The 8,430-nt window shown below is 37.0% G+C and carries 8 protein-coding genes; 4 read left to right on the top strand and 4 right to left on the bottom strand.

Going from position 1 to position 8,430, the window contains the following annotated elements:
• Positions 1-19: 19 nt before the first annotated feature.
• From DYY65_RS09860 to DYY65_RS09850, 3 genes are all read right to left on the bottom strand, one after another.
• Entirely contained in the window at positions 20-427 is a 408-nt protein-coding gene (locus DYY65_RS09860) for a DUF72 domain-containing protein (protein ID WP_370519352.1), read from the bottom strand.
• 229 nt (positions 428-656) lie between these two features.
• Positions 657-1,013 carry a hypothetical protein gene (locus DYY65_RS09855; RefSeq protein WP_162477789.1) on the bottom strand — a complete coding sequence of 119 codons (357 nt, stop codon included), beginning with the start codon at positions 1,011-1,013 and terminating at the stop codon, positions 657-659.
• A gap of 1,708 nt (positions 1,014-2,721) precedes the next feature.
• Positions 2,722-3,108: a response regulator gene (locus DYY65_RS09850; RefSeq protein ID WP_162477788.1), complete on the bottom strand. Its 387-nt coding sequence runs from the start codon at positions 3,106-3,108 to the stop codon at positions 2,722-2,724.
• A 574-nt stretch (positions 3,109-3,682) separates the two neighbouring features.
• Between DYY65_RS09850 and DYY65_RS09845 the strand changes: the two genes are divergently transcribed.
• Positions 3,683-4,018 carry a hypothetical protein gene (locus tag DYY65_RS09845; RefSeq protein WP_162477787.1) on the top strand — a complete coding sequence of 112 codons (336 nt, stop codon included), beginning with the start codon at positions 3,683-3,685 and terminating at the stop codon, positions 4,016-4,018.
• A 275-nt stretch (positions 4,019-4,293) separates the two neighbouring features.
• On the opposite strand, the gene DYY65_RS09840 is transcribed toward DYY65_RS09845, so the two are convergent.
• A complete protein-coding gene (locus tag DYY65_RS09840) occupies positions 4,294-4,719 on the bottom strand; it encodes a winged helix-turn-helix transcriptional regulator (RefSeq protein ID WP_370519350.1) in 426 nt (141 codons plus the stop codon).
• Between the two features lie 162 nt (positions 4,720-4,881).
• On the opposite strand from DYY65_RS09840, the gene DYY65_RS09835 reads away from it, so the two are divergent.
• The 3 genes from DYY65_RS09835 to DYY65_RS09825 all read left to right on the top strand — a co-directional run bounded on the left by DYY65_RS09835 (position 4,882) and on the right by DYY65_RS09825 (position 7,537).
• Positions 4,882-5,808, top strand: coding sequence for a sensor histidine kinase (locus DYY65_RS09835; protein WP_162477786.1), 927 nt, complete (start codon positions 4,882-4,884; stop codon positions 5,806-5,808).
• A 291-nt stretch (positions 5,809-6,099) separates the two neighbouring features.
• Positions 6,100-6,264 carry an FUN14 domain-containing protein gene (locus DYY65_RS09830; protein WP_370519351.1) on the top strand — a complete coding sequence of 55 codons (165 nt, stop codon included), beginning with the start codon at positions 6,100-6,102 and terminating at the stop codon, positions 6,262-6,264.
• A 430-nt stretch (positions 6,265-6,694) separates the two neighbouring features.
• On the top strand, positions 6,695-7,537 hold the full coding sequence (locus DYY65_RS09825; RefSeq protein ID WP_162477784.1) for an alpha/beta fold hydrolase: 843 nt from the start codon (positions 6,695-6,697) through the stop codon (positions 7,535-7,537).
• Positions 7,538-8,430 lie beyond the last annotated feature (893 nt).

Here is an 8,430-nt window from a genome sequence, read left to right as displayed (position 1 = left end):
TAATTTAATTTTCGGATGCTCAACTTAAGAAATCAGATAGGGTGCGCTGATTCTCCTGAGTAGAACCCAATTCCTGTTTCTCTTCTCCCCTATCCTTCCATTTCGCTTCTGACAATCCTAGCATATTTCTAAAAGTATTCGCAGTACCTGGACCAAACCCAGCATAATGATTGTTTGCTGCTATGATTGCCTGTTTTATACGTCTATCTTCTCGTAGGTTTTTCACGCTATCTGCCAACTTCTGCATTTCAGAATCTGGGTCAATCTGTATTCGACCAAAATCCTTTTCTTGAATACTTCTGTCGCCAATCAATCGCACATAAACAAAATCTGTGGTGACAATAGGTGGAGTTTGTAATTCGGCGAGTGCGCTCCAAACCAAACATATTTCGTTATTTGCAAAGAAACTATAGGATAAATCCTGAATTTCTGGTATCGAAGGACAGAGGTGACCCAGAATGGTTCAGTTAAGACTTTCTAGAAGTACCGCCTTCTGTAATATTTACTTGGAGTTGTGCCTTTAAGGGAATGTCAACTGTGCCATGGATGTCACTACGTCATTGGCGAATGATAGGTGCAGATATTGTGATATCTTGTTTCTGCCATAATGAACACAGACAGAAAAAAGAAGGGAATGTTTGTGATAGTATAGACAGTTAGTGACCGCTAGGTGCGCCTGGTGAAGCAGGACAGTTTGCGTCCCTAGTAGCGTGCTGTGCGTGTGCAGCTGTTGGTCCTTGGTTGGGAATTTGTGTGTTTCCTGACGCCACGCCCGGAACAAGCGTATCAGCACCCTGGCCGTAACATATTCCCTGGCCGTTGGCTGGACCAGAACCTCCTCCTTTTAACGGTTGAGTTTGTGGCATACCATTACCTCCAACGTTGCTAGTACCAGGGCTGGTTCCTCCAGCCTTGCCAAATGCTATTTGGTATGAAACAATAATTCCCGGTGTCGCTACCAGAATGGCTACAACTACTGCAGAAGTTACTACTGCTAAAGGAAGCTTTGGCATTATCGTTTATAATATGACAAGCTCTTAAAAGAGTAGATACGAATACCATTCCTGGGCCCCAGAAGTGGTATTTGTATACCCTATTTTTGTAGTACATTAGTTCGAAGCACGTGAAGTTAAAAAATGTAAGATTCCTACTTGAGAAAACTCCAATAATTCTTCGGTTTGTATGGTATAGCGTCATGGGACGCTAAGAGCAGGTAATCCTATAAAAGAAAGTTCTACTCGACTTACCACCAAATTTTATAATATTTGTTGACTTTTCAGATTGGATGTTCCACCGGTTTTTTGGTCCCATAAGTCTAAAGTCATTTTTGAAAACTAGCCGCTAAACATTTCGTTTGCTTTTCAAATGGAATTGTTTTGGATGAATTCTTCGTCGAGACCTTGATCAAGAGATGAAGAAATTGTCTGTCCGTCACTTCCTCCACCAATCTCTTCTGCGACATCTCCCTCGCTCGTCTAACGGTTCGAATGCTTCGCCCATACGTCCGTCGCCATTGTTGTTAGTTGGCCGTTCACAGGTTGATGGATTTTTGAAAATGTGTTAGAGAATACGCGGAGAATAGAGCATAATCCTCTAGATTCACTGCTCAAATCTAATGGTGGGGAGCATCAAGTGATGACACTGGACAAGCCCAGAGATGCCCTATGACGATTGAAGCAAATGACAACCAATAGATTCACCATTTAAAATTGATTTGGTTAAGCATCTGTTGGGAAGCGTCCGAGTGGTAAATCGTTAACTCTTCCGTGATTTCGTGATGGGTGGATTTAACATGATCGCCCGCAGATTTCATATCACTGAATTCTCTCTTACACGAAATACAATGATAAGAGATCTTCACAATTAAGTGATTGCACCATAAACTTAAAAAGAGTGTGGTAAGTTTAATACAGAAATCATTTCGGTACTCGAGTATAGCATCTTATACTACAATCATGAAGAAATGCAGAAAATCTATCGATCCCGACCGCTGATTATCGTGTCGTGGAACAAAACGAAAATTATGGCAAACAGATTTAAAAATTATACAATGGTAGAGAAATGTAAAAGATACCCAGTTTGCGCGCCGAAATACAGTCCATTCATCGCTAAGGGTTGGATGTTTGAAAAATCCATACGGTTGACCATTTTTAAAAAATTCACATGAATTCAAATTTGTTCCTTCTTACAAATTTTTTCTACTTTAATTACTTTAAGCATGTACTCTTACAAACGTCATCACTCGGTACATTGTGCTGTTGTATTCACGAATAAATGAGATGAACTTTGAAACAGGAAAAGAGACATAAACTTCAACTCCATTATGAAATTCTATGTGCCATTGATGATAGCGTAATCACTTATCAGATTGTGAGACCAACTAATATACAACCATCTGTAGACTAACATATAATAAGCTCTAAATCATCTGATTTACATGGAACAAAAGGCATGATACATAGAGATATGGAAAACAATGGATCGATTACATTGACACAGAAAGGTAAGATGTTCATAAAGCAATATAAGAAATTAGTAAATCTTATCGACAGTACTGGGCTATAAGCCTAGTTGCTGAATGAATCATTAAGATTTATGGCAAAAAGGCCATCCATTTCTCTGGGATGCTTTATCAAAACCAATTACGGTCAATTATTTGATTAATAGGATCATGCAGGAGTTGTATTAGTATTATGACAAATCCAAAATGCGAACTGAGTTTTATCCAGATCCCATCAATTTGTTTATTGCATGAATCAAATCGTCGATTTGAATTGGTTTTTTTAAGAATGATTCTTGTTTAAATTCACCAAATCCACGTTCTTTTCTAAACCGTTCATAATAAAATTCACTAGCAGTTAAAAAACAAATTTTGATTCTGCTATCATTCTTTCTTATTTTTTGGTACAATTGAAATCCATCAACTTCTGGCATCTTGATATCCAATAACACTAGATCGTATTGACCATCTCTAAAATTCTCATACGCTAATGCAGGGTTAGTATAAGAATCTGTTTTAAACCCGTTCTGTTCTAAAGCAACACGTAACGATAGCGTTACATCCGGATTGTCATCTATAATCAGGATTCTTTTTTGCTGCTGTACCAATCCTAAATCGTCCTAACTATACAAGGAAAAGTTGCTAATATGGAAGCAGGATTGCTATGCAATTAATTGTATTGCTGCGCAAAGAATTGCAATTGGAGTACTCAAAGATTCAATTCCTTAACTTATGGATATTATCCAACATCATTGGCCCTTAAATTGTCATCCAAATTCAATCGCCAGGAATGAAAAAAGATCTTTTATAGCTAAACGTAGATCGAATATCTTTGCCATCCATAACCAAAGGAATAGTTTCTACAGATTGACGTAAGATTGTCGCATCGGATGGTTTTGCCTGTTGTTTCCTTAAAGTTATATATGCTCTGGTCGCTTTTTGTTATTCCGTTTATTCATAGATAGAATGTGATGGACCATTCGGAGAGGGTTCTATTGGCGCATTGAAATTGTCTGGCAGACACATTCAGTCTTGGTCCAAATTACTGTCCAAGTGATTTGACTTGCTATTTGATCTAGAATCGGCGCCCATTTGGACCAACCTTATATACTCTAATATAACAAAATACTAGTAGATGCCTTAAGCATTAGAACAAGATGTGCCCTCGCCCAACTTGGTTCTATGTATAGAATTCATAACTATATCAAGAAATTGGGCGCCCATTTGGACCAAATTGAATCATTGACCTTCAATTTATCGGATAAAACAACTTCCATCCCAAGTGAAAAAACTGCAGAGTTAGTGAATCAATTGTACGAAATATCGGAATCCGAGTGTATATCGCCAAATGAGGTGCCCCTATACGTAAAACAGAAAATAGTAGGGAAACAAAGAACTGAACAAGAAATTCAAAAATTGGGCGCGATTTTAGAGGAGAGGAATATTGATATTCAAACCATACATGAATTCAATTCAAGAAATTGGAGGGGGAATTGGAGAAACACGGTTTATCGATAGAATCACCCCGCAAACTAGTTTCAATTCTGTCGAAGATTAATCAAATGGATTATGACCCGCTAAAAATCGTCAAAGAACTGGCGCGACTTAAAATCGCTCAAACACCTCTAAAACAAATGACAAAAAATAGATTCTCAATACGCCTTATCAGTATATTACCTAGGATTATGTTCCTTTCGAATAGAACAATATGCTCTCCTAGGGAAGAGGTCTTAAACTAGATGGTATCAATGCGTGGATAATTGTTCTTGTAATGGTCAAGTGCAGTTATCTGCCTACCTGCCTGTTTGTATTTTTGTTTGAATCTGTGTTTGGATGTTAGCAGCGGTCTTTAACTTTAAATTCCATCTTTTAACCCAATCTCCTAATGATCTTAGAACAATCTCGAGTTCCTTTGCACGATATGTAAGGCTGTATTCTACTTTCGGAGGAATTTCAGGATAGATTTTCTTTACTATAAGACCTTCTCGCTCAAGTTCCAATAGTCGCTCAGCTAATACAGTACTACTAATTCCAGCCAATGTACGCTTTAGTTCGTTAAATCGAATACTCTCTTGGGAATTCAGGCTTTTCAATATTAATAAAGACCATCGTTTACCCAATACCTTCCAAGTATCGATTACACCTTTGCAGTCACATTCAACATTTTGACTATTGTTATTGCCACCTTCATATATATGCCCATTAATGGTTGATTCCACGAATGTTCATGCTATATACAACAGTAGAACTATTAAATATAGTAGTCATTTCTTACTAAGTTAGTAAGTAAGATACCACCAAGTTAATCTAAAACTACCGGGAATAACCGATCTTGAAGGTTAGGTTATTCCGATAGACTCAAGATAAGGCATCTTGAACAAATGTCAGAGACTAAAGCCACAATTCTAGTAGTAGATAGGAAGGAATCATTAGTAATGGAGTTAAGAGATGATTCTAAAGATACTTTTGATGAAGCAATAGGACTATCAACTTATTCAAATAGCCAAGCAGGAGTATTGTCATACGTTTCTATATTTGAGAATCTATGGAAACAGGTAGAATTGTATGAAGACGTCAAGTTATCACATCACCAACTAGTTGTTAATGAGAAGATGCAGCGAGAGTTTATCAATATAGCAGCACATGAGTTACGTACACCCATACAACCCATATTAGGTCTAACTGGAATTCTACGCTCCCAAATAATAGATAGAAAACAACAAGAATTACTAGATGTTACTATAAGAAATGCGAAGCGCCTAAGCAAACTTTCATCTGAAATCTTGGATGTTACAAGGCTAGAAAGTAATACCTTTGAATTGAAGAAAGAAGTATGCAATCTCAGAGATATAGTAGTCAATGCTATGGATGACATAACATTAAGCAATGAATTTAGCAACAAAAAGAAAAACCTTCAGCTATCATATGAGCCTCATGATATTTTATTGAATGTGGACAAATCAAGAATAGCTGAGGTACTTTCAAATTTACTGAGTAATGCTGTCAAATTTACCTCCAAAGGCACAATAACAATCACCGTAGAACAACAACAGAACGATAATAAGAATCAGAATAGCGATAAAGATAACAAGCTAGTCACAGTTATTATACGAGACACTGGTCAAGGGATAGACGCTAGCATGTTACCAAGGTTGTTCACGAAATTCGCATCAAAATCTTATCTAGGAACAGGCCTGGGCCTATTTATTTCAAAGGGCATCATAGAAGCTCACTATGGCAAAATATGGGGTAAAAATAATGATAATGGAATAGGCGCGACTTTCTCATTCAGTCTACCTGCTATGTAATATGTCCTAACTTGATTGATGTTAGAAAGTGTCTAAAGAAAATTTCTGATATATTTAGTAATCGCGTAGGTCACTCTGAATTAAAGCTGTATCAAGATTTAACCGCTAAAGCTAAAGCTAAAGCTTAGCATTATCCGAGTATGGGAAACAAAGTGTGAGGTTACATTGACTTGAAATGCGTCAACGGCCCCAAATTTGGAAGATAGGTACTAAATAATTTGTCTATAGAGAACCTAGTATTTTCTATAGATGATGGATTCCTATTTGGTAGAGTAGCCGGACGAATATGCTATTAGGAAAGTTATGAAAATAGCTGCTGTTATCGGATTGTTTGTAGTTGATCTTTCCTATCTATCATACAAAGGATGGATAGATGTAAGATGGATGGAAATGGAGAATGCTACAAGAAGCACATTGACAAATGTAGCAGCACAGGCAAGTATATGCAGTAAATAATACAGCATTACAATTTGCAGCACATTCTAGTACAATAGAAACAGCAAGTCTACCAGTGGTAGCAGCCTTTTGGTTCATGCCAGGACCTATGCTGGATTAAAGACAGGATAATCATGGAGTGAAGGCAGTATAGGCTGTGAAAGCATCATAGGATATTAATCCAATCATAGGATCAAATATAGTTAGGCCATGTACTTGATTTTATACAATTCACGTTTAATATTGCCATTCTTGGATTAATATTCCAGATACAAATTTAAGGTTAGGGCACACGAATAGATACATAATCGTTGAGCAACAGCCACTATAGCCGTCTATACCAAATTATCTTAATATTCTTATATACATTCTTATTCTTTCAAAGGATATGAGAGCATAGAGCATAAGCAAATACATGAGTTTATAGCACGTTGATTTACATTCAATATGAATGTCGCTTCCAACTGTTAAGGGAGTCGGTACATATTATAAAGAATATGGAGATCATAATAAAAGACACGTATTATTTATACACGGATTGGGAGCATCGTCACTTGCGTGGAGGGATATTCCAGACGCATTATCGAAATACCTTCATGCAATAGCTGTTGATTTGATTGGTTTTGGTATAAGTGAAAAGCCAGAGAGTGCAGATTATACAATCAAAGGACTCAGCAAGTTTATTGTAGACTTTCTAGTTGAAAGAATAGAGATAAGGAAGCAGAAACACAAAAAAATAAGTATTGTGGGTCATTCGTTGGGAGGATATATAGCTGCACAAGTTGCTATTGAAAATAAGGATCTGATAGAAAGGATAGTACTGATAGATTCTTCGGGATTGCTTGATGGACCAACACCTCTACTGAGAGACTATCGTGTTGCAGCAACTGATATTAATCCTATTACAAGGTATGAAAAAGTCAAAAGAGTCTTGGAGGATCTATATGCTGGTCCTTCTAGGCTGCTTCCCGTAGTGGTTGATTTATTTGACTATGTTATTGACAAACCGGGAGCAAAACGTGCATTTATAGTAGCCTTCGATAACAGTACAACAACACAGATTGAGAGAGAAGGATTCAGGCAAATTAAAGATATTCCTTGCTTGATCCTATGGGGAGAAAAAGATAATCTTATACCTATTGAATATTACTATAGGTTTAAACAAGCGCTTCCTAATGCAAAATATGAAATAATTGCAGATGCGGGTCATGCACCGTTTGTCGAAAAGCCAGCTTTGTTATATGAGAAACTGCGCACATTCTTAATAGAGGATGACACAATTATGCAAAGTTAGCTGCTTATTTAAATTGCAATATAAATGCAATAGTCACTGGAATAAAGGTTAACTAATCTAGAGTAGATTCGCGATAAATGGAATAAGGGAAGAAAAGGCTTTCAAAATACACATAGCAGTCGATATAAAAACAAAATCTCGATGAAAGTTACAAAGAAGATGTTTATGATGGCAGGAGGTTGGAGCCTTTACTACTACAGGCAGCTGTTCTTTTTCCTCTTCCTCTTCCTCTTCGACTTTTACGACAATAAACAATGTAATCGTAGATGGTGTGTGTATGACTCGAGATAACTTTAGGTATCTACACTGCCTAACATAATTTCATACAGTTATCACTTGACTTTGGTCACCACAGGTTTAGCTTAGAAGGTTACTATCTACATAGGTCGTTACGGTTAAATTATTGGATGTCGCTTGAGTATATCCCATCGACATTTTAGGCAATTGGCTCGGGTTCTCTATTACAACTCTCCCTAGACAACAGAACAGGATACCAAAATTATATGGCAAGATAGTATCGCGATTAGAATTGGGATATAAATATCTGGGTGGCGATATATGCTATCAATGAAATTAAATAAATCGACCTTACACAGATGGAACAATGAAAGTGGTGTTCCTAGATAAAGACGGCTTAAAAATACCCGATGATGAAGTATCGATTCTATAGATAAACTATTGATAAAATATGAAGTTAATGGCAAATATTACACTACACGATAAAGATTTGGCTGAATACCTGAACATGGGTTTCCACCAGAGTGACATCACTTTATTCGCATGTATGTAAATATGCACTTATCAAATGGGACTAACGATCACAGGACATCGTAGATTATTCTCTCGTACACCCATGCAAGCAAGTATAGCACTTTATGGATATCTTCGTAGGG

The organism is Nitrososphaera sp. AFS, assembly GCF_009898475.1.
Lineage (GTDB): Archaea > Thermoproteota > Nitrososphaeria > Nitrososphaerales > Nitrososphaeraceae > Nitrosopolaris.
This window is presented reverse-complemented; position numbering and strand designations above follow the sequence as displayed.